Below are 19,014 nucleotides of genomic sequence, written 5' to 3' on the forward strand. Positions count from 1 at the left end.
TACTATTTTATTTTATCTATATTATGAATATTTTCTAGAGATTTATCAAGTTCCTCTAAATTTTCTCTTAAAGCTAAATTAGAAATTGAATAGATCATCATTAATAATAAAACTAGTGGTATTGATGTGACAATTGATGCGTTACTTTTAATTAAAAGAATATAAAAAACTATAAAAAAAGTTGATCGAATTAAAACTGTTTTTCTAAAAACACTAATAATTGAAAGAGAGTGTTTTAATAAATTAAAAAAACTCATCTTAGATGGGCCAAAATATCGACTACCTCTTATAGATGGAATAGATAATAAATTTTTATCAATTTTTTTTAAGGATCCTGAAAAACTATTCCAAGTAGATTTTTCTTTAAGCATTTTTTCAACCGTTGATTTTGATAAACAGGTAAAATTTCCAAATCTAATAGATTGACTAGTAAATGCTAAAGTTAAAAATTTATGAAATTGATAGCAAAATTTAAAAAACAAACTCTCAGATCTTTTAACTCTTTCACCTACTATCGATTGATTATTTGATTGTTCTGCAAGTTGTATAAAATTTTTAATCTCCTCTGGTCGATCTTCACCATCACCATCCATTGGTATCACATAATCAAATTCTTTTTTTTCAAAAATATATTTAAGTCCAGAAGCAATACATCTTGCATGACCCCTATTTTCTTTCATATTGATGATTTCAAACAAATTAATATTTTCTAAGTTTTGATAAGTATCTATAATTTGCTGAGAGGAAGCATCATTTATAACAACAACTGACACTTCACAATTCAAATCTTTTACTTCAAAATTAATATCTTCGATTAATTTTTTTAAAGATTCCCTGTCATTATAAATTGGAATTAATAATATAATCTTCATTTACTCTCTTAACCCGATCATACAAATACCCTGCTTAGCAATTTTACCAAATTCTCCAGGACATAAATTTTTTAATATTTCTGGATTACCAACATAAATTAAACCACCAGAAGGATCTAATTTGTCTACTTTTCCATCAATACTGAGGAACCATTTGGGTCTGTCCCTTAAATGATAAGATAAATTACCTGCATGCCATTCATCACCCACAACATACATGATTTCATTTGAAAAATTTTCAACCCATCTTCTATCAACAAGATCTGCAATTTCTTTTCCAAAGTAGTCGGTTCTTTTGTTGTCTGTTGAGAGAGAAATGTAAGCATAAAGTGAAGGGCTTAATAAAAACAGGAATAAAAAACCATAAGTAAATTTTTTAAGTTTTTTGATATTTATTTCAGATTTAAGCAAATAGATAAATAAAGTACCAAAAAATAAATAAAATGGTGTCATCCACATTGTTCTAATCTTAGAGCCTGTAAACACCGATGTTATAAACATGAATAGAATTGGTAAAATGTTAATCGCTAACAAAAAAAGTAATTTTTTATCTTTAAAATTAAATTTGAATTTAATTTTTTTTACTAATAACCAAACTAAGATTGAGAATGGAATTAATATTCCAATTTGTTTTATTAGAAAAATTAGCGGATATTTAATATGATCAATTAAACTAGACTGTTCTAATCCAGTTCTAGCAAGTCCATAGGTGATAGTAATAAAATCATTGTTATTGAGCCAAATTAAATGAGGAACTAAAATAATTAAAAATATTTCAACAGTTATTAAATATTTAAAGTCAAATTTTCTTTCTCTCTTAATAAAAATTAAGTAAATAAACAAAAGATCAATTGAGAATAAAAGATAAATAAATAAATATTTGGATAAAAATCCAAAAGCCGCAAATAATCCAACTAAAAAACAATCAGTAAATTTTATTTCTTTACTGGAATAAATTCTCCATGAAAAATAAACAGTCAATGACCAAAACGGTAATTGGCAAACATTCACGTTAAATTCGGGAGTTGTAAAATTATAAAAATAAATTGCTTCAATAATTAAAACTGAAATTAATCCCAGTAAATTATTATTAAAAAATTCTTTAGAAAATTTAAACACATAATAAAAAGAAATAATTACAAAAATTTGACTAAGCAAATAATAAGCCCAATCTTGAGATCCAAAAATTTGAAAAAAAACTTCTGGAAAAAAAGCAACCATCGGTGGGTGCTTGTTAAAGCCCCAATCTAAATTACTCCCCCAAGCTAAATGCTCAATAGTATCTAATGGTAAATTTTGATTTGTAATAGATGGTACGAATGTCCAAAATATAAGATGAGCTGTAATAAAAATATAAAATATATTGTTTGTATTTTTGCATATAATGGTCATTTATAAATATTTATAACAATTACGCTTGCTTGACACCCTTAATTTGCTGAATATACTCCGGAAATTCAAATTTTAACTATGCCTAAGACTACTAAAGTTAAGAAAAAAGTTACCAAAGCAAAAGCTAAAGTTGCAAAGCCAAAAGCACAAACTGTAACTAAAACAAAGGTTGCTGCAAAAGCTCCTATTAAAATTTCAAAAACATATGTTCCAAAAGACACTGAAAAATATATGTGTGAAAAACATAAAGTATTTTTTAGAATGAGATTAACAGAATGGAAAAAAGATTTAGTTAAAGCCAATAATGAGGCACTTTATTTTGGAAGCATGGATGACAATAGTATTTCTGCAGATGTAGTAGATCAAGCAAGTTCGTACACTGATAAAAATGTAGAGATGAAAGCTATTAATAGACAAATCAAGTTAATATCTGAAATTGATAAAGCTTTAGCTAGAATTAGAGAAGATATTTATGGTTACTGCTTAGATACAGCAGAGCCCATTGGATTAAAAAGGTTAATAGCAAGACCTGTTGCAAAATACACTATTGCAGCTCAAGAAAAGCATGAGAAAAATGAAAAAGTTCATGCAGATGACTAAATTTATAATTAATCAAAATTAATTAAATCTCCAGCACTGATTTCACCATCATCTAAAGCTGTTAAAAATACACCCATATCAAAATGATTGTAAGTTTTTTTCAATAGCTGAAGTAAATCAAAAGAATTATCATCTGTTTGAGGTTTAAGATTGATTGCAACACATCTTGGAATATTTTTTTCAACTTTAAAATGAACATTGTTAATTCTTATTACCTTACTTAACCATTCTCTTTCCTCCCAAGGTTTAACTCCATCGATATAAATATTGCCTCTAAATATTTGTTGTTCTACCTCTTGATTAATTTTTTTTTCAAAATCTTTGATACTTTGGATGTTTAAAAGAGAGATCGAGTTAGTAAAATTAATTTTTTTTGAAATAGATGTGTCAAAAAAAGGAAAGTTTTCATTTCTCATTAAAACTAAAGGTTGTTTTAAAGATTTTTCCAGTTCTGCAATTTTATCAGATAACTTTTGACGCTCAGTAAGCTGATTTATGTCAATTGTAAGTACTTTTTTATCTTTAAGGAATAATGTTAACTCATTATCTTCAAATATAAAATTATATTTATTTAGAACTGGTGAATTTTTAAGAGTTAAAATTTTATTCCACTTATCTTTTCTTTCATTGGGATTTTTTTCAAATAATTTTACCTCATCTAAATTAAGGTTTTTAGAAAATGCAAAATTTCTATCTCCCTCAATCCCAATGTTTTTTTTAATTTTACATTTATTAATTTTTTGAAATGATAAAGATTTAACTGGGCAATAATTTAGAGATGAAATTTTTATATTCATAAAGTGATCTTAGAATAAAACTCAACTTAAAGAAAATTAATAAAAATTAATTAAAAAGATAGTTATTTATAATTAGAGCTTTGGAATTTGTGAGCCATTATTGTAAAGATCATAGCCCTTTATAACTGCATCACGGTTTGATATTTCTAAATACCATCTAGATAAATTCTTGTAATTTTTTAATCCAATGTCGTGCCATTCATGTCTTGCAAACCAAGGGAAAGTAGCAATATCAGCAATTGTATATTTTTCTCCTGCTAGGAATTTTGTGTCTTTCAATCTATTGTCTAATTCCTGATATATTCTCTTTGCAATTTTAAAATATCTCTCTTCACCAAATTCACTTTTGCCAGGATTATAATGATGAAATTGATGATGCTGTCCTATCATTGGTCCAATAGTTCCCATTTGTGCCATCAACCATTGATTTATTTTTAATCTATCTTGTTGTTCGTAAAACTTTCCACTTTTTTCCCCTAGGTACATAAGAATTGCCCCAGACTCAAAAATACTTTCTTTATTGTCATGGTCAGTAATTACAGGGATTTTACTAAAAGGACTTAACTTTATAAATTCTGGTTTAAATTGTTCGTCTTTACTTATATCTACTTTGGTTACTTTGTAATCGTAACCAATCTCCTCAAGCATGATAGAAATTTTTTTACCATTTGGAGTATCAGCTGTAAAAAGCTCTATCACTTCTTAACACCTAATCTTTCTTGAGCAGCTTTTGATGTGGTTGTAAATTCAAATCTTAATTTTTCATCAGGTTTTGCATACTTAAAACATCCTCTTGCAGCTAATGCGCCCTCATGAAAACCTGAAAGAATTAATTTAAGTTTTCCAGGGTATGAGCAGATATCACCAATTGCAAATATACCATCTATATTTGTTTCAAAATTTTCTGTGTTAACTGTAATTGTTTTTTTATCAATGTTTAATCCCCAATTTAAGATAGGACCAAGTTGCATAATTAATCCAAAAAAACCAAGCACATAATCTGTTTTTAATTCTTTTACTTCTCCGTCGTCATGTTTAATTCTAACTAGATCAATATTTTTATCTCCTAAAACTGAGTCTATTTGACATTTTGTATATAGGTTGAGTTTTCCTTGATCATTTAACTCTTTAACTTTTTGAACACTAGATTCTGCTCCACTAAAACCATCTCTTCTATGAATTAGATTTACCTTAGATGTGTTGGAAAGCTCTATTGCCCAATCAAGTGCTGAGTCTCCGCCACCAAATATTGAAATTGTTTTATCTTTAAAGACTGTCTTATCTTTAATTGAATAAAATAATGAACTACCCTCAAATTTTTCACATTCTTTTAAAGGAAATTTTCTAGGCTCAAACGATCCAACACCACCCGCAATAACAATGCTTGCTACATCAAACTTTTGGTTACCACTTGTTTTAACATGCCATCGATTTTCGACTTTTTTAAGCTCTTCCACTCTTTCATTTAAATGAGTTTTTACATTAAAAGGTTTTATTTGTTTTAAAAGATTGTTGGTTAATTCTTCTCCAGTACATTCAGGTACAGCTGGAATATCATAAATTGGTTTATCTGGATAAAGTTCAATACATTGGCCACCAGCTTTATCAAGATTATCAACTATCTCACAACTTAATCCAATGATCCCTAATTGATGAGCACAAAACAAACCTGTTGGTCCTGCTCCAATTATCAATACATCTGTTTTATTCATCTAACCTTGTTTTGATGGAATGTTTACAACTAGACCATCTAATTCATCTGAAACAATTAGCTGACAACTTAATCTGCTATTTTGTTTTGGCTCAAAAGCCATATCCAACATATCTTCTTCACCATCTTCTTTGGCTGGAAGTTTATCTTTCCACTCTTCATTTACATACACATGACATGTTGCACACGCCATTCCACCTCCGCAATCAGCATCAATTCCTGGAATATCATTTTGAACTGCGCCCTCCATAACTGTTAATCCATTTTGAACATCGATTGTGTGTGTTTTGCTGTCGTGAGTATTATATGTAATTTTTGCCATGGGCTATATATAGGTTTTTATTTAGATAGAACAAGTGAGTAAAATCATACCAAGTCTATTTTCAGACACTTTGTAATTGAGGTATATCTTTTCTTATAAAATAACTCGCATCTTCTTTCTGCTTAATCAATGCTGGAATTATTTCTTTGTATGCGTCTATCAGTCCATTATTTGGTTTAGGCAATTGATCTTTTATATGGTGGTGAAGTTTATCTAAGTTATATGACGGGACTGTTGGAAACATATGATGAGTTAAATGATATTCCATTTTCCAATATAAAAAGCTTAGTATTGGATTTAGGTACATTTCTCTTGTTGAAAACCTATGATCTTTAACATTTCTTGCAAGTCCCGCATGCTGAGTAAAGGCAACAAGTTTGTGTAAAGTTTTTCCATAAAATTGTGGAAGTAGAAAATAAAGTAATGGTATCCAAGAAGAAGCAACTATTGAACATAAAATAATTAACAACCAAATTGCAACATAAATTCTTGAACTAAAAATTACTTTTGCTTGTGCTTTTTCAGGAATACAGTCTTCCATTACTTTTGTTTTAACTCCAAATGCATGTTGAATAATTTCATATGAAATATGTTTTTTAAAAAATATTAAATCTAAAAACGGAATTATATTTATAATTAATCCTTTTGGAGTTTCTTTTAAATTGTTTCCATATTCAATTTCATGATCAAAAGGATTTTCAGTTGAATAAGTATTGCCATGATGAACAAAATGAGTGTATCTCCATCTGATTGGTTCAAAATTAGCCATATAAGATGAAATATAATAAAAAAATTCATTTAAAAATTTTGATTGAAAGGCAGTTTTATGACCCGTCTCATGCCACAATGGATTTGAAAATGAATAGATGTTTCCATACACTAAAAACCAAAACACCGACCACCAGGTTCCCCAAGTTAAATACGCCAAACTTCCAGTTAAAATTAATAAACCAAAAAAAAGAGAGATGTGTTGTAAACCTTTTATGTCAGATTTTTTTGAAAGTTCTTTAAGAACTTCAATATCGACTTTACACTTGTGCCATTTGTCTAGATTAACTTCCATAGCATAAATTATTGTAGGCAAAAAAAAAGGGCAAGAACAAAAATGTCCTTGCCCTTTAATTTAAATTTTAAGTAAAACTACTTAGCTCTACCAGGTTGTTGCATTGCTGCTGCCCAAATGATTAGACCAAAAGCGATCTTGTTCAAAAAGTCAGCTGCGTTGTAAATCACGTTAAGTGAGTTAGCGTCTACTCCACCTGTTAGGTAACCAAAAATGTAACCTAATGGGTAAATAGCCCAACCTACAGTAACGATCATTCTCATTGCACCAAAAGCAGTTACAAGTGCTTTGTTACCACTTTTCGCTGCTCTCTTACCTGCTTCACCTGAGAATACTTCATAAAGAATGTATACCCAACCAGCCATACCGATAATGAAACCAAGTGTAGCGTTGATGTATCCTGCTTCTCCTAAGTATCCACCTACTAGCATTACAAGTGTACCAAGCATCAATCTCCAGAAAATTCCTGAATCTGCTTTGTTTACTGCTGATAGAACAAAATAGAATTCTAACATTAGTAATGGAACTGTAATTAACCAGTCAATGTATCTGTAAACAGTTGGTGAATCACCAGTCATGATCCATACATCTCTCATATACATGTAGTGTACGAATGCAATACCAGTTACTAGACCAGCAACTGTCATTGAAACTCTCCAACCAGCTGGAACTGAACTTCTTTCTAAGAAAAAGAATACAGTAGCAGCTAAACAAGCCATTGATACTAACCAAAATGAAATACCTACGAAATCATCCTGAGCTAACATCACTGTCTCCGCGTTTGCTACACCTGTAACACCCATTAGGGCTACAGCTGTAAGAGCAAACAATTTAAGTTTTTTCATAAAAAAACTCCCTCTTTAGTTAGTTTTTATTTATTTAGTTTATATAAACTAAGTTCGAGTTACCTCGAACAAAGATTTGGGTTAAATAGCAAATAAATTTAGATTTATGAAGAGTTAATTACTGTTAATTTACATTGATTTTACTTATTTTTTAAAATTAAATACAATTTGTGATTTAAAAACCAACAAAAAATAAGAATTCGAATCAAAATTAATGTCAGAGAAATTTCAAAAAATTTACGAACAATCTATAAATAATCCTGAAAAATTTTGGCAAGAAGCATCTAATGATATCTTTTGGTTTAAAAAACCTAGTAAAATTTTAAATAAATCCAATCCCCCCTTTTATAAATGGTTTGAAGATGGTGTGACCAACACTTGTTACAATGCTTTAGACATCCATATTGATCAAGGTAGAGGAAAAAAAACTGCTCTTATCTATGATAGTCCAATTACAGGAAACAAAAGTCAATTCTCATACGAAGAACTAAGATCAAAAGTTTCAAAATTTGCAGGAGCACTAACTGCGCAAGGAGTTGCTAAAGGGGATCGGGTAATTATTTACATGCCAATGATTCCTGAAGCAGTTATTGCAATGCTAGCTTGTGCTAGGATTGGAGCAATACACTCAGTGGTCTTTGGTGGCTTTGCTTCAAACGAACTTGCAAGCAGAATAGATGACAGTAAAGCAAAATTATTAGTCACAGCTTCATGTGGTTTTGAGCCCGGAAGAACTGTTGAATACAAACCTTTGGTGGATGAAGCTGTTAAACTTGCCAATCATAAAATTAATAAAATGATTTTATTTCAAAGACCAGGTCATGAAGTAAAATTAAATGGTCCAATTGAAGTTAGTTGGGATGAAGTTGTTTTAAATGCACCAAATGCTGATTGTGTTGAAATGAATTCAAATGAACTTGCATATATTTTATATACCTCTGGTACAACCGGCACCCCCAAAGGAATAGTCAGAGATATGGGTGGCCACATAGTTGCTCTAAAATGGACTATGAAAAATATCTATAATATTGATACCGATGATATTTGGTGGTCAGCAAGTGATATTGGTTGGATTGTAGGGCACTCTTATATTGTTTATGCTCCATTATTCAAAGGTTGCACCACAGTATTATTTGAAGGTAAACCAGTTGGTACTCCTGATGCTGGTGCTTTTTGGAAAATTATATCTGACTATAAAGTTAAATCTCTTTTTACAGCCCCTACTGCCTTCAGAGCTATTAAAAAAGAAGACCCTGAAGGTAAGTTTTTCTCAAAATATGATTTAAGTAATTTTGAGAGCTTATTCCTTGCAGGAGAAAGAGCAGATCCAGACACAATTAAATGGGCAGAAAATTTATTAAAAGTTCCTGTAATTGATCATTGGTGGCAAACCGAAACTAGTTGGGCAATTAGCTCTAATTGCACTGGAATTGAAATGATGGAGACTAAATATGGATCGGCTTGTAAAGCAGTACCTGGTTATGATGTTAAGATTATTAAACCAGATCAAACTTTAGCAAAACCTAATGAAATGGGAGACATTGTCGTTAAACTCCCACTACCTCCAGGAACTTTTCCAACATTATGGAATGCAGATAAAAGATATAAAGAAAATTATATGTCAAATTATGAGGGTTATTACCAAACATATGACGCAGGTCACATTGATGACGATGGTTATATTTGGATTATGTCTAGAACAGATGACATTATAAATGTTGCAGGTCATAGACTATCAACAGGGGCTATTGAAGAAGTTTTATCTGAACATCAATCAGTTGCTGAATGTGCAGTACTAGGAATTGCAGATAAATTAAAAGGACAACTTCCTATTGGGCTTGTTGTTTTAAAATCTGGAGTAGATAAAGATAACGAAACAATTTCAAAAGAATGTGTACAAATGGTTAGAGATAAAATCGGACCTGTTGCAGCATTTAAAGTTGTAATTGTTATTAAAAGATTACCAAAAACAAGATCTGGTAAAATTTTAAGAGGAACTATTAGAAAAATTGCTGATGGTGTTGAATATAAAGTGCCTCCTACAATTGATGATCCTGCAATCCTTGACGAGATTAAGCAAGACCTAATTGATAACAAAATTATAAATAATGATTAAAACATATTTTTTTTTATCCATTGCAATATTTTGTGAGGTAGCTGGAACAATGTTGTTGCCTGTGTCACAAAATTTTACAAAAGTTATACCAACAGTTTGTCTTTCAATATTTTATCTTGCTTCATTCTATTTAATGACTTTTGTTATGGATAAACTTCCAATAGCGATTGTGTACGCAACATGGAGTGGACTTGGTGTGTTTACAATAGCAATACTTGGGTACATATTTTTTAAACAAACACTAGCTTGGCAAGCCATTTGTGGATTGTTCCTTATTGTTATTGGAGTTGTTCTAGTTAATAGTTTTACAGTAAAGCTTGGCTAAATTTTAAAGCTGTTCCATCAGGATCACCTAGTATCTTACCATCTTGCATTTTAATTTTTCCAGCAATGATAGTTGAAGTTGGAGTTCCTTTAAATTTATATCCATTAAAAGGAGTCCAACCACATTTACTCTCAATATTTTCATTTTTAATTTCAATTGTTTTATTCATATCAACAATTGTAAAATCAGCATCATAACCTTCTTTAATAAAACCTTTGTTTTGAATTCCAAAAATCTTAACTGGGTTTTCACATACTAAATTCATTAGTTGATTAAGAGAAAGCTTTCCATCGTTAACATGATTAAGCATAACTGGCATTAAGGTTTGAACTCCAGGCATACCAGATGGTGAGTTAGGATAATTTTTTTCTTTATTCGCTTTTAAATGAGGCGCATGATCTGAGCCTATTGTGTCGTTCATATTATTTCTCACCCCATACCATAATCTATCATAATGAGACTTATCTCTAAGGGGAGGATTCATTTGAGCATACGTTCCAAGTTTGTCATAACAATCCGGCGCATAAATTGTTAAATGCTGTGGAGTTATCTCAAAGGTAATATTACCTTTATGTTGAGATAAAAAATCAATCTCTTCTTTTGTTGTTATGTGAAGAATATGTGCTTTTTTCTTATGTCTTTCTGCAATTCTAACAATTCGTCTTGTTGAGGATATTGCGCATTCTGCACTTCTCCAAACAGGATGGGAATGAACATCACCATCTTTGATTAATTTTTTATTAACATTTAAAATTGCTTCATCTTCGGAGTGAACCGCAACAACTTTTGAGCTATTTTGAAAAACCTTATCAATATCATCTTCCTCTGCAACCAAAAGGTTTCCAGTTGAAGACCCTGCAAAAAGTTTAATTCCACAACAACCCTCTAAATCTTTTAAACTTGCTAAATCATTTGCATTGTCAGCAGTTGCACCAAAATAAAATGCATAATTGCAATACATTCTATTTTTTGCGAGGTCCAATTTTCTTTGAAATTCTTTCATATTAGAAGTTGGTGGATTAGTGTTAGGCATTTCAAATACACTGGTAATTCCTCCGGCAATTGCAGCCCTACTTCCAGAATGCAAATCTTCAGTATCCGTTGATCCTGGTTCTCTAAAATGCGTTTGAGTATCTATACATCCTGGTAAAACAGTTTGGCCTTGAGCATTAACTGTTTCCTTAGCGTCATCTGAAATTTGACCAATTTGATGAATTTTACCATCTTTAATAGCAACATCTACATCTTTCAATTCACCATCAATATAACATTTTCCGTTTTTAATTATTAGATCTAACATTTATGAAAAAAGTAATTATATTAAAATCATCAATCAATCAAATATGAATATTAAAAACGTATATATTTTGGATGACAGAGCCATTCTGTACTTAAACGGCGAGGATACAAAAGAGTTTCTTCAAAATCTAATTAGTAATGACATTAATAAAGTAAATCAAAATAATAGCTGCTTTTCTTCTTTGTTGTCTCCTCAAGGTAAATTCTTATATGAGTTTATAATAATTAAACACAAGTCTGGTTACATAATTGATTGTGAAAAATCTCAAGTAGATGGATTATATAAGCAATTAAGTATTTATAAACTAAGATCAAAAGTTGAAATTCTAAATCTTAGTAATGAATTTGTGGTTGCTGCTTTTTCTCATGAAAAATTCCTAACTTTTGAAGAAGCAAAAGATATTTCTGGGTTTACTTTAAAATATAGAGAAGATCCTATTTTTTTAGATCCAAGAAATAAACACTTAGGAGCAAGATTAATTATTAATTTAGAAAAACTTTATTTATCTCTAAAGAAATTAGACTTGCATGATGCAAATATGAATGAATATTACTCATTTAGTCATAAACTTGGAATAGTTCCAAAGGATTTAAACAAATTACAAAATAAATTATTTGGAATTGAATGTAATTATGAAGAATTAAATGGAATTGATTTTAAAAAAGGTTGCTATGTTGGGCAAGAAAATACAGCTAGAATTAAATTAAAAAATAAGCTTTCAAAAAGATTATTACCAATAAATGTTGTTGAAGGTGAATTAAATGAAGGTGAAAGTATTTATTATAATGATAATGAAATTGGCAAAGTATTAATAGATAAACAATATCCATTTGCTTTAATTAAATACTTAGATGAAAATTTTAATGAAAAAGCTAATTTTAATACAAAAAATGCTATAATTAAGATTGAAAAACCAAATTGGATAAAATCTTAAATAATTATTTCACTCCAAAAATATTTTTTATAATATTAAGAGACTCGGTAGCTGCCTTATCGTTATATTTTATAGTGCTTTTAATATCACAACATTCTGCGTAATAATTTTTTCTATAATTTTCATCTTTTAAAGAAAAATATGACCATCCATTAGGTTCAGTTGTATCAAAAACACCCTCCCCTATATCATACCTTGGGTATGATGAGTCTAGCTTACTTAAAACAAATTCTTTTTTCATCTCACTAAAAGATTTCATTGTTATTGGGCTTTTTAATTCTTTCCAATCAAATCGATGAGTGGCTTCTGGAAAAACCTTGAGCACTGCATTTCCATTATTTTCTTTAATTTTTTTAACATAGTCCTCACAAAACTCATAAGGTGTTAATCTATCTTTTTCACCAACTAAAATATAAAGAGGTGCTTTGGTTGTCTTAATGTTTTTGTGTAAATAACATAATGGGTAATAAGCGATGTGCGCCATAAACCTATTTTTTGGTTTAATAATATCTATAAAAAAATTTTGATGAGTATTTATTACTGCCATTGCACCATAGCTAAATCCCATTACTGCTATCTTATTTTTATCAATTCTTTGGTCTTTGGCTATTTTATCAAGCGCAGCATACACATCTATAGTCGCAGCCTCTTCAGATACCTCATAGTGCCATTGGTTTTCAATTCCTCTGGATTTGAATGTTTGAATATCAAGAATAGCTATACCTAGATTATTAAAGTATTCAAAATGATGACTGGGTACAAAACCCATGGATGGATGCAAGGTAATAATCAAAGGAATTTTTTTTTTATTTGTTTGTGGAATATATAAATCACCATAAACTTTTTGTTTTTTTAATTTCTTTAAACCCCCAAACATTTCTTTAGCAGTTTTGGGTGAAAAACTATTAAATTTTACAATTTCACTACTACAAATAAATTTACTATCTTTGAATTTATCCACTTTTATTATTTTAAGCTGAACCTCTTCTTTTTCATAGTCCCCATACGGAGAAGAGGATTTTACTGATCTTTTTGTAATATCAAAATTTTCAATTTTATCTTTATCAAATTCAATATTTATCTTCGCATTTTTTAAATCTTCCCAAAGTTTTACTGTGCCAGAGACCGAAAATTTTTTTCCATTTTTTGATAATTTATATTTAAAATTTTTTCTATAATTTCCCTTAATTCCTTTATGGCAAGGTATGTATAAATGTTCCAATTTACCTTCATTAAATTTAACTGTATCAGCAATTAGATATTCAGATTTATCTTTGTCTTTGTACGTCCATAAAAATTTGTAAAAACCGTTTGGTAAAAAATGTTTTTCATTTGCTTGGGAATTGCCAAAAATGAAAAAAATTAAAAATATTGTAATAAAAATATTCCTCATGTTCTAATGCAACTTATGCTATTTCTAAATTTTTATCAAAAATTTGATCAGATTTACAATTTGGTGCGGTCGGAGAGACTCGAACTCTCATGGACTAGGTCCACACGGCCCTCAACCGTGCCTGTCTACCAATTTCAGCACAACCGCAATATGTCTCATAATAAATGAATGACAAGCAACTTTCAAATTGGTAAAAAACATCATGGAATTTACTCAAGAAGTGCAAAAAGCAACTGATCCAATTTACCAAAAGATTTCAAAAGTTATGCCTGAAATCGAATGGTCAGTGCATGCTCCATATATCCACAAAATTAACAAACTTAAAAAAGAAAAGAATGCAGTAATTCTTGCACACAACTATCAAACACCAGAAATCTATCATGGTGTAGCTGATTTTGCTGCAGACTCACTTGCTCTAGCAATTGAAGCATCAAAAACTTCTGCAGATATAATTTTAATGGCAGGAGTTCATTTTATGGCTGAAACAGCAAAGCTTATGAGTCCTGAAAAAAAAGTTATATTACCAGACATGGATGCTGGCTGTTCATTATCATCATCAATAACTGGTAAAGATGTAAGATTATTGAAAGAAAAATATCCAGGAGTTCCTGTAGTTTCTTACGTTAATACATCTGCAGAAGTAAAAGCAGAAACAGATGTTTGTTGTACTTCAGCGAATGCAGTTAAAATCGTAAAATCATTAGGGGTAAAGAAAGTAATATTTTTACCAGATGATTATCTTGCAAAATATGTTGCTTCACAGACAGATGTTGAAATCATTTCATGGAAAGGCATTTGCATTGTCCATGATCAGTTCAATGAAAAAGAAATACACGATATTAGAGAAAAAAACCCAGGAATTAAAATTATTGCCCATCCTGAATGTCCGCCTGAGGTTATTAATGCTAGTGATTTTGCAGGGTCAACTTCTGGTATGATTAAATATGTTCAGGATAACCAACCTAAAAAAGTAATGATGGTTACGGAATGTTCTATGAGTGATAATATTCAGGTAGAGAATCCAAATGTAGATTTTATAAAGCCATGCAACATGTGTCCTTACATGAAAAAAATTACACTTCCTAAAATATTAGATTGCTTAGAAAATGAAACGGGTGAAATAATTATGGACAAAGATACAATTGATAAAGCTAGAATATCAGTTGAAAAAATGGCAGCTATCGGCAGATAATTAAGTGTCAAAAATAAAACTTAGCAAAGATTTTATTCGTAATACAGTTAAGAGAGCTTTAAATGAAGATCTCTATCCTTCTGGAGACATCACATCAAGTTTAGTAAAAAATAATAAAGTTATTAAAGTTAAACTTCTTTCAAATCAAAATGCAATTATTGGTGGTTTGCTGTTTGCAAAACAAGCTTTTGATTTAGTTGATAATAAGATTAAATTTAACATTAAAAAAAAAGATGGATCTTTTGTTAAGAAAGGTTCTTTGATTGCAACTATTGAAGGGAATGCTAGAAATATTTTAATTGCTGAAAGGGTTGCTTTAAATTTTTTATCTCATATTTCTGGTATTGCTACAAAAACAAATCAATTTGTAAAACTCGCTGGTAAAAAATGTAAAATTTGTTGTACACGTAAAACAATTCCAAACATTAGAGTTATTCAAAAATATGCTGTAAAATTAGGAGGTGGTACCAACCACAGATTTAATCTTAGTGATGAATTTTTAATTAAAGACAATCATATTGCATCATCAAATATTAAAGATTTAGTTTCGTTAGCTATTAACAACAAAAAAGGAAGAAAAATTACTGTCGAAGTTGATAATTTAAAACAATTAAAAACTATTATGGGTCTTAAATTCAATACTGTCCTGTTTGACAATATGAATGTTAAAAATTTAAGAACAGGTGTTAAAATCGCTAAAAAATATTACGAAACTGAAGCCTCAGGCAATATCAATCTAAAAACAGTCAAAAGCATTGCTAAAACAGGAGTGGATAGAATTTCTGTTGGAAGCATAACTCATAGTTCTGCTGCTATTGATTTAAAATTAGAAATCTAAGATACAAATTTAGACAAATCAGGTTTAAAATAATTTGGGCCCTTCATTACTTTCCCAGACTCATTATAAATAGGCTCACCATTTTCACCTAGTTTACTCATATTAGAGTTTTGAACCTCATTAAAACATTTATCTAAATCAATACCAAAGGCATGTCCTGCTCCATAAGTTACATATAGAATATCTGTTAGTGCATCAGCTACTTCTAGCAGATCATTATTATCCATTGCTTCTTTAAGTTCATCAAGCTCCTCCTTAATCAAATCAATCCTTAATTTGTTGATTTTATCAGTACTAAATGAAGGCTTAGTTTTGACCTCTTGGCCAAAGGTTTTCATAAAAGTTCCAACTTTGTTAAAATTCGACATTTTGCTCCTGTAAGTTTTTTTAAATTATTGTATGTTATAGTTATTTATTACTTATAAATTAATCAATGAAATTAAGAAAAGAATTCGACAGTATTGGAAGTGTAAATGTTCCTAATGATAAATATTGGGGAGCATCTACACAACGATCTAACAAATTTTTTAATATTGGTAAAATACTTGTAAATATTTCAATAATTAAATCTATAGCTATAATTAAAAGATCGGCTGCTATAGTTCATTCTAAAGATAAACTAATCAGTAATAAAGTTTCTAAAGCGATTATTAAAGCTTCAGATGAAGTTATAAAAGGTAAGTTAGATGAAAACTTTCCTCTTAAAGTATGGCAAACAGGTTCTGGAACCCAAACCAATATGAACGTTAATGAAGTAATCGCCAACCGAGCAATTGAAATTTTAGGTGGGAAAAAAGGAACCAAAAAACCAGTACATCCAAATGATCATGTTAATAAATCACAATCAACAAACGATGTTTTTCCAACGGCAATGCACATTTCTGTGGCAAAAGAAACTTTAAAAAAATTAATACCAAGTTTAAAAATTTTAGAAAAAGAATTAAAAAGAAAATCAATTGAATTTAAAAATATTGTAAAAATTGGAAGAACCCATTTACAAGATGCAACACCTCTTTCGCTTGGACAGGAATTTTCAGGCTATCACGTACAAGTTAAAAAAAGTATCGAGAGAATAACATATGCTTTAAAAGAAATTTTATATCTTGCGCAAGGTGGAACAGCTGTAGGAACTGGTATAAATTCTAAAAAAAATTTTGATAAAAAGATTGTTAAAGAAATTGCTAAATTTACAAAAATTCCTTTCAAACCAGCAGCAAATAAATTTGCTGAACTTGCAGCACACGACTCGATTGTTAATTTTTCAGGAACATTAAATACATGCGCTGTAGCTTTAATGAAAGTTTCAAATGATATTAGATTTTTAGGATCTGGTCCTAGAGCAGGTTATGGTGAACTTATATTACCTGAAAATGAACCTGGTTCTTCAATTATGCCAGGAAAAGTAAACCCTACTCAATGTGAGGCAGTTACAATGGTTTGTGTTAAAGTGATTGGTAATCATAATGGTATTACTATTGCAGGATCTCATGGGCATTTTGAGTTAAATGTTTTTAAACCTTTACTTGCTCATAATATCTTGCAATCTATTGACCTTATAGCTGATAGCACTAAAAATTTTGCCCTATATTGTGTAAAAGGAATAAAAGCTAATAAGAAAAAAATTCAAGAGCACCTAGATAATTCTTTGATGCTAGTAACTGCATTAGCACCACATATTGGCTATGATAATGCTGCAAAAATTGCAAAAACAGCTTTAAAAAATAATACTAGTTTAAAACATGAAACATTAAAAACAGGATTAATTAATAAAAAAGATTATGAAAAAATAGTTGATCCTAAAAAAATGATTTACCCAGCATAACTTTTAATTACTTTATTCAATAGATTTTTAAAATAAATCTTATTTTTCAAACTATTTTCTTTTAGATTAATTTCATTCAGATTATTAAGAAAATCTTTATCAGCTATACCATCAACCTTGATATCATTTATATTTAAAGTTTTTTCATCAAATAAATAAGTAAAGTTAATATTCATTTTATTGATTTTTTTTCTTAAATTTTTAGGAGTAATTAGAAATTTATATATTTCGTCTAAATTAATTAATTTGATTTCAGAGTTGGCATCTAAAACTAATTTTCCATTTTTTAAATATATTAAACTATCTGTTAAACTAAAGTTTGCATGATTTTTCCAACTAAATTTGGTTTGATCTAAGTCAATTAATCCTTCTTGAATTCTTGAGTTTAAAAAAATATTTGTAAAATTATCAAAGTTTTTTATTTTGCTTGCAGAAATATTTAATTTAAAATCAATATTTTTGTTGTTCAATATTTCAGTTTTTAATAGTTGTTTAATAATTGCATTGGCAGAAAATAAGTGAGCAAAATCTATTGCAGTAGCAGATCCCGATAAATAAGAATGAAAAGGTCTAAAGTTTAACTTGCCATTGTAAGAAAATTTTGTTTTTTGAGATTTATCAAATAATTTGAATTCAAAATTATTTTTTCCTGCTTTATATTCCAAAAAACTTTTTGAATTTAGAAAATTAAATTCTGATAACCCTGATTTTAATTCTTCTCCATATAAAAATTGATTTTCTAGCTCAAGATTTAAATTTCCTATATTTATTTTTGAATTAAGTTTTTTTTCATCTTGATCATTAAATATTTCCAATGAATACGGTAAATTAAAAATATTATTTTTTGAATAAAGTATATTTTTAAACTCTTTAGGGTCATAAATATATTTAATATTTTCAATATGGTTAATAAACAAAACATCATTCTCTAAATTTTTATAAAATATATTGCTATCAACTATCTCAAGTTTAATATCTTCAAAATTACTATCTAGAAGTTTTATAAAGAAACTATAATTATTCTTATTAAGATTAAAATTAGCTTCTTCTATAATTACATTCGTTATTTTCATATTTTTTAGAGAAAATAGACTTTCTAAAGAAACATAAATTTTTAATTTATCTATTTTTGAGATTTTATTTTCATCTAATATTACTAAAGATTGTCTTGTTATAAAATGAGGTCTTGGTAAAAATTTATAATCTAATTTTTTTTCAAAATTAAACTCTATGTTTAATTTATCCAATAGATCTTTTTTTAGTTCAGCTGAAATTTGATTTTTATTGAAAATATTTGGTAAAGAAAGGTATGAAAAAAATAAAATAACCAATAAAACAATAGTTAAAAAAACTTTGTTATTAATTAATATTTTATTTAAATTAGTGGCGTTTAATTTGTTTAAATTTCTCTTTAATGTACTATTTATAATCTGATTGGTCTTAATTAAAAATTTAAGAAAATAATTATGTTTGCTCATAAAACAATGAAACT

19 protein-coding genes and 1 tRNA gene are annotated in these 19,014 nt (G+C 28.9%); 7 read left to right on the forward strand and 13 right to left on the reverse strand.

The window, feature by feature from the left end:
- Window positions 1-2: 2 nt before the first annotated feature.
- Together ACIJYC_RS05450 and ACIJYC_RS05455 are read right to left on the reverse strand one after the other, a co-directional pair.
- On the reverse strand, window positions 3-872 hold the full coding sequence (locus ACIJYC_RS05450; protein ID WP_435165331.1) for a glycosyltransferase: 870 nt from the start codon (window positions 870-872) through the stop codon (window positions 3-5).
- Window positions 873-2,264: a glycosyltransferase family 39 protein gene (locus ACIJYC_RS05455; RefSeq protein ID WP_435165333.1), complete on the reverse strand. Its 1,392-nt coding sequence runs from the start codon at window positions 2,262-2,264 to the stop codon at window positions 873-875.
- 78 nt (window positions 2,265-2,342) lie between these two features.
- On the opposite strand from ACIJYC_RS05455, the gene ACIJYC_RS05460 reads away from it, so the two are divergent.
- Window positions 2,343-2,864 carry a TraR/DksA family transcriptional regulator gene (locus tag ACIJYC_RS05460; RefSeq protein WP_435165336.1) on the forward strand — a complete coding sequence of 174 codons (522 nt, stop codon included), beginning with the start codon at window positions 2,343-2,345 and terminating at the stop codon, window positions 2,862-2,864.
- 8 nt (window positions 2,865-2,872) lie between these two features.
- On the opposite strand, the gene ACIJYC_RS05465 is transcribed toward ACIJYC_RS05460, so the two are convergent.
- From ACIJYC_RS05465 to ACIJYC_RS05490, 6 genes are all read right to left on the reverse strand, one after another.
- Window positions 2,873-3,661 (reverse strand): MOSC domain-containing protein, encoded by a 789-nt coding sequence (locus tag ACIJYC_RS05465; RefSeq protein WP_435165339.1) that lies wholly within the window; start codon window positions 3,659-3,661, stop codon window positions 2,873-2,875.
- A 72-nt stretch (window positions 3,662-3,733) separates the two neighbouring features.
- On the reverse strand, window positions 3,734-4,360 hold the full coding sequence (locus ACIJYC_RS05470) for a glutathione S-transferase family protein (RefSeq protein WP_435165341.1): 627 nt from the start codon (window positions 4,358-4,360) through the stop codon (window positions 3,734-3,736).
- The gene (locus ACIJYC_RS05475; protein WP_435165344.1) at window positions 4,357-5,373 is read right to left on the reverse strand and encodes an NAD(P)/FAD-dependent oxidoreductase; all 1,017 of its coding nucleotides are present in this window, start codon (window positions 5,371-5,373) and stop codon (window positions 4,357-4,359) included. Before ACIJYC_RS05475 ends, ACIJYC_RS05470 begins: the two co-directional genes overlap by 4 nt.
- Window positions 5,374-5,694: a 2Fe-2S iron-sulfur cluster-binding protein gene (locus ACIJYC_RS05480; RefSeq protein ID WP_435087789.1), complete on the reverse strand. Its 321-nt coding sequence runs from the start codon at window positions 5,692-5,694 to the stop codon at window positions 5,374-5,376.
- A 61-nt stretch (window positions 5,695-5,755) separates the two neighbouring features.
- The gene (locus ACIJYC_RS05485; protein WP_435165347.1) at window positions 5,756-6,757 is read right to left on the reverse strand and encodes a fatty acid desaturase; all 1,002 of its coding nucleotides are present in this window, start codon (window positions 6,755-6,757) and stop codon (window positions 5,756-5,758) included.
- A gap of 77 nt (window positions 6,758-6,834) precedes the next feature.
- Window positions 6,835-7,602, reverse strand: coding sequence for a bacteriorhodopsin-like (locus tag ACIJYC_RS05490; protein ID WP_435085334.1), 768 nt, complete (start codon window positions 7,600-7,602; stop codon window positions 6,835-6,837).
- A 214-nt stretch (window positions 7,603-7,816) separates the two neighbouring features.
- Between ACIJYC_RS05490 and ACIJYC_RS05495 the strand changes: the two genes are divergently transcribed.
- Window positions 7,817-9,718, forward strand: coding sequence for a propionyl-CoA synthetase (locus ACIJYC_RS05495; protein WP_435165350.1), 1,902 nt, complete (start codon window positions 7,817-7,819; stop codon window positions 9,716-9,718).
- Window positions 9,711-10,043 (forward strand): DMT family transporter, encoded by a 333-nt coding sequence (locus tag ACIJYC_RS05500; protein WP_435165352.1) that lies wholly within the window; start codon window positions 9,711-9,713, stop codon window positions 10,041-10,043. Before ACIJYC_RS05495 ends, ACIJYC_RS05500 begins: the two co-directional genes overlap by 8 nt.
- Here the strand turns inward: ACIJYC_RS05500 and ACIJYC_RS05505 are convergent.
- Window positions 10,024-11,343 carry a dihydroorotase gene (locus ACIJYC_RS05505; protein ID WP_435165355.1) on the reverse strand — a complete coding sequence of 440 codons (1,320 nt, stop codon included), beginning with the start codon at window positions 11,341-11,343 and terminating at the stop codon, window positions 10,024-10,026. The two genes, ACIJYC_RS05500 and ACIJYC_RS05505, sit on opposite strands and share 20 nt — an antisense overlap.
- A gap of 43 nt (window positions 11,344-11,386) precedes the next feature.
- On the opposite strand from ACIJYC_RS05505, the gene ACIJYC_RS05510 reads away from it, so the two are divergent.
- A complete protein-coding gene (locus ACIJYC_RS05510) occupies window positions 11,387-12,277 on the forward strand; it encodes a YgfZ/GcvT domain-containing protein (RefSeq protein ID WP_435165358.1) in 891 nt (296 codons plus the stop codon).
- Window positions 12,278-12,281: 4 nt separating this feature from the next.
- Here ACIJYC_RS05510 and ACIJYC_RS05515 read toward each other — a convergent pair whose 3' ends face one another.
- Both ACIJYC_RS05515 and ACIJYC_RS05520 read right to left on the reverse strand, forming a co-directional pair.
- Window positions 12,282-13,670, reverse strand: coding sequence for a dienelactone hydrolase family protein (locus ACIJYC_RS05515; protein WP_435165360.1), 1,389 nt, complete (start codon window positions 13,668-13,670; stop codon window positions 12,282-12,284).
- Window positions 13,671-13,731: 61 nt separating this feature from the next.
- Window positions 13,732-13,817, reverse strand: a tRNA-Leu gene (locus ACIJYC_RS05520).
- Window positions 13,818-13,872: 55 nt separating this feature from the next.
- Here ACIJYC_RS05520 and nadA point away from each other — a divergent pair.
- On the forward strand, window positions 13,873-14,862 hold the full coding sequence (gene nadA, locus ACIJYC_RS05525) for a quinolinate synthase NadA (protein ID WP_435165362.1): 990 nt from the start codon (window positions 13,873-13,875) through the stop codon (window positions 14,860-14,862).
- Window positions 14,863-14,866: 4 nt separating this feature from the next.
- A complete protein-coding gene (nadC, locus tag ACIJYC_RS05530) occupies window positions 14,867-15,700 on the forward strand; it encodes a carboxylating nicotinate-nucleotide diphosphorylase (protein WP_435165365.1) in 834 nt (277 codons plus the stop codon).
- Here nadC and ACIJYC_RS05535 read toward each other — a convergent pair.
- Window positions 15,697-16,068, reverse strand: coding sequence for a phosphoribosyl-ATP diphosphatase (locus tag ACIJYC_RS05535; RefSeq protein WP_435165368.1), 372 nt, complete (start codon window positions 16,066-16,068; stop codon window positions 15,697-15,699). The two genes, nadC and ACIJYC_RS05535, sit on opposite strands and share 4 nt — an antisense overlap.
- A 65-nt stretch (window positions 16,069-16,133) precedes the next feature.
- Between ACIJYC_RS05535 and fumC the strand changes: the two genes are divergently transcribed.
- A complete protein-coding gene (gene fumC, locus ACIJYC_RS05540; RefSeq protein WP_435165371.1) occupies window positions 16,134-17,522 on the forward strand; it encodes a class II fumarate hydratase in 1,389 nt (462 codons plus the stop codon).
- On the opposite strand, the gene ACIJYC_RS05545 is transcribed toward fumC, so the two are convergent.
- The gene (locus ACIJYC_RS05545; protein WP_435165374.1) at window positions 17,510-19,000 is read right to left on the reverse strand and encodes a hypothetical protein; all 1,491 of its coding nucleotides are present in this window, start codon (window positions 18,998-19,000) and stop codon (window positions 17,510-17,512) included. The two genes, fumC and ACIJYC_RS05545, sit on opposite strands and share 13 nt — an antisense overlap.
- Window positions 19,001-19,014 lie beyond the last annotated feature (14 nt).

The sequence above is a fragment of the Candidatus Pelagibacter bacterium nBUS_28 genome (genome assembly GCF_051200915.1).
In the GTDB taxonomy this organism is placed as follows: Bacteria; Pseudomonadota; Alphaproteobacteria; order Pelagibacterales; family Pelagibacteraceae; genus Pelagibacter.

What these genes read in the sequence shown, in the direction of transcription:
- ACIJYC_RS05450 (WP_435165331.1), bottom strand. Translation starts at nt 872, where the DNA reads ATGAAGATTATATTATTAATTCCAATTTATAATGACAGGGAATCTTTA.
- ACIJYC_RS05455 (WP_435165333.1), bottom strand. Translation starts at nt 2,264, where the DNA reads ATGACCATTATATGCAAAAATACAAACAATATATTTTATATTTTTATT.
- ACIJYC_RS05460 (WP_435165336.1), top strand. Translation starts at nt 2,343, where the DNA reads ATGCCTAAGACTACTAAAGTTAAGAAAAAAGTTACCAAAGCAAAAGCT.
- ACIJYC_RS05465 (WP_435165339.1), bottom strand. Translation starts at nt 3,661, where the DNA reads ATGAATATAAAAATTTCATCTCTAAATTATTGCCCAGTTAAATCTTTA.
- ACIJYC_RS05475 (WP_435165344.1), bottom strand. Translation starts at nt 5,373, where the DNA reads ATGAATAAAACAGATGTATTGATAATTGGAGCAGGACCAACAGGTTTG.
- ACIJYC_RS05480 (WP_435087789.1), bottom strand. Translation starts at nt 5,694, where the DNA reads ATGGCAAAAATTACATATAATACTCACGACAGCAAAACACACACAATC.
- ACIJYC_RS05485 (WP_435165347.1), bottom strand. Translation starts at nt 6,757, where the DNA reads ATGGAAGTTAATCTAGACAAATGGCACAAGTGTAAAGTCGATATTGAA.
- ACIJYC_RS05490 (WP_435085334.1), bottom strand. Translation starts at nt 7,602, where the DNA reads ATGAAAAAACTTAAATTGTTTGCTCTTACAGCTGTAGCCCTAATGGGT.
- ACIJYC_RS05495 (WP_435165350.1), top strand. Translation starts at nt 7,817, where the DNA reads ATGTCAGAGAAATTTCAAAAAATTTACGAACAATCTATAAATAATCCT.
- ACIJYC_RS05500 (WP_435165352.1), top strand. Translation starts at nt 9,711, where the DNA reads ATGATTAAAACATATTTTTTTTTATCCATTGCAATATTTTGTGAGGTA.
- ACIJYC_RS05505 (WP_435165355.1), bottom strand. Translation starts at nt 11,343, where the DNA reads ATGTTAGATCTAATAATTAAAAACGGAAAATGTTATATTGATGGTGAA.
- ACIJYC_RS05510 (WP_435165358.1), top strand. Translation starts at nt 11,387, where the DNA reads ATGAATATTAAAAACGTATATATTTTGGATGACAGAGCCATTCTGTAC.
- ACIJYC_RS05515 (WP_435165360.1), bottom strand. Translation starts at nt 13,670, where the DNA reads ATGAGGAATATTTTTATTACAATATTTTTAATTTTTTTCATTTTTGGC.
- nadA (WP_435165362.1), top strand. Translation starts at nt 13,873, where the DNA reads ATGGAATTTACTCAAGAAGTGCAAAAAGCAACTGATCCAATTTACCAA.
- ACIJYC_RS05535 (WP_435165368.1), bottom strand. Translation starts at nt 16,068, where the DNA reads ATGTCGAATTTTAACAAAGTTGGAACTTTTATGAAAACCTTTGGCCAA.
- fumC (WP_435165371.1), top strand. Translation starts at nt 16,134, where the DNA reads ATGAAATTAAGAAAAGAATTCGACAGTATTGGAAGTGTAAATGTTCCT.
- ACIJYC_RS05545 (WP_435165374.1), bottom strand. Translation starts at nt 19,000, where the DNA reads ATGAGCAAACATAATTATTTTCTTAAATTTTTAATTAAGACCAATCAG.